Raw genomic sequence first — 1545 nt, forward strand, 5'->3', positions numbered from 1 at the left:
CAACACTATTTGACAAAGTCCCAAAAAAACTTCGATTTTAACACAGCTAAAACCGAAGCTCAAAATTCAATTATTATTTCAAACGAGCATTTAATTCTTTTGTAAGGTCTTCATAACCAGGACGTCCCAGTAAAGCAAACATATTCTTCTTATATGCTTCAACACCTGGTTGGTTGAATGGATTGATGCCGTTCAAGTAACCGGAAATTGCAACCGCAGCTTCGAAGAAGTAAATCAAATAACCGAGAGTATATTCTGTTTGGTCAGGAATATTAACGATCATATTAGGCACATTACCGTCTGTATGGGCTAAAACAACACCTTGCATGGCCTTGCCATTCACGTAATTCATTGTCTTGCCGCTTAGATATTCTAATCCATCAAGATTTTCTTCATCTGCCGGGATCTTCGTATCAGCCTGTGGAGAGCTAACCCTGATAACTGTTTCCATCAAATTACGACGACCTTCTTGAATATACTGACCTAATGAATGAAGATCTGTCGAGAAGTTAGCTGATGAAGGATAAATCCCCTTTTCGTTCTTCCCTTCTGATTCACCCATTAACTGTTTCCACCATTCTGAGAAATATTGCAATGATGGCTCATAATTTTCAAGAATCTCAGTCGTATAACCTTTGCGATACAAAATATTACGTAAAGCCGCATACTGATAAGCTTCATTTTTATTCAAGTCTGCATCTACATATGCTTCACGAGCATCCGCTGCACCTTGCATCAACTTATCGATGTTTGCACCAGAAACAGCAATTGGCAATAAACCTACTGGGCTCAAAACAGAGAATCGACCACCAACATCATCTGGGATAACAAATGACTCATAGCCAGCAGCATCTGCTTCTGTCTTCAAAGCACCACGGGCACGATCAGTTGTTGCAAAGATCCGTTCGTTAGCTCCTTTGACACCATACTTCTTGATCAATTTTTCTTTGAAGACACGGAATGCGATCGAAGGTTCAGTTGTTGTACCTGACTTAGAGATCACGTTCACAGAAAAATCACGGTCACCAATAAAGTCTACTAATTGCTTCAAATAAGAACCTGAAATCGAATTACCTGCAAAAAAGACCTGCGGTGCATTTCTTTTTTCAGCAGGCAGCATATTAAAGAATGAATCATGCAAAAATTCAATTGCGGCACGTGCACCTAAATAAGAGCCACCAATACCGATCACAACTAAAACTTCAGAATCTGATTGGATCTTTGATGCAGCTTTTTTGATGCGTTCAAATTCATCCTTGTCAAAATCCCTAGGAAGGTTTAAGAAACCTCTAAAGTCGTTACCTGCACCTGTACCATCACGTAATTCCTGGTCAGCAGCAGAAACTAGGGCTTGCATTTCTCCCAATTCGTTTTCATGAACAAACTTGTCTAAATTAGAACTGTCAAATGAAATATGAGCCATTATGAAATCCCCTCACTTTTGATATTGTTTACCTATTTATTATACAACACTTTCACATAATTTAAAGTATAAAAAACGACAAATTAAGATTTTCGAGAGTATAAAATAGTTTGTGTAAATGA

At 38.2% G+C, this 1545-nt stretch carries 1 protein-coding gene; it reads right to left on the bottom strand.

The features are described from left to right. Positions 1–73: 73 nt before the first annotated feature. A complete protein-coding gene (locus FC65_RS10615) occupies positions 74–1423 on the bottom strand; it encodes a glucose-6-phosphate isomerase (protein ID WP_010498101.1) in 1350 nt (449 codons plus the stop codon). Positions 1424–1545 lie beyond the last annotated feature (122 nt).

The sequence above is a fragment of the Ligilactobacillus acidipiscis DSM 15836 genome (assembly GCF_001435755.1).
GTDB lineage: Bacteria > Bacillota > Bacilli > Lactobacillales > Lactobacillaceae > Ligilactobacillus > Ligilactobacillus acidipiscis.

What these genes read in the sequence shown, in the direction of transcription:
- FC65_RS10615 (WP_010498101.1), bottom strand. Translation starts at nt 1,423, where the DNA reads ATGGCTCATATTTCATTTGACAGTTCTAATTTAGACAAGTTTGTTCAT.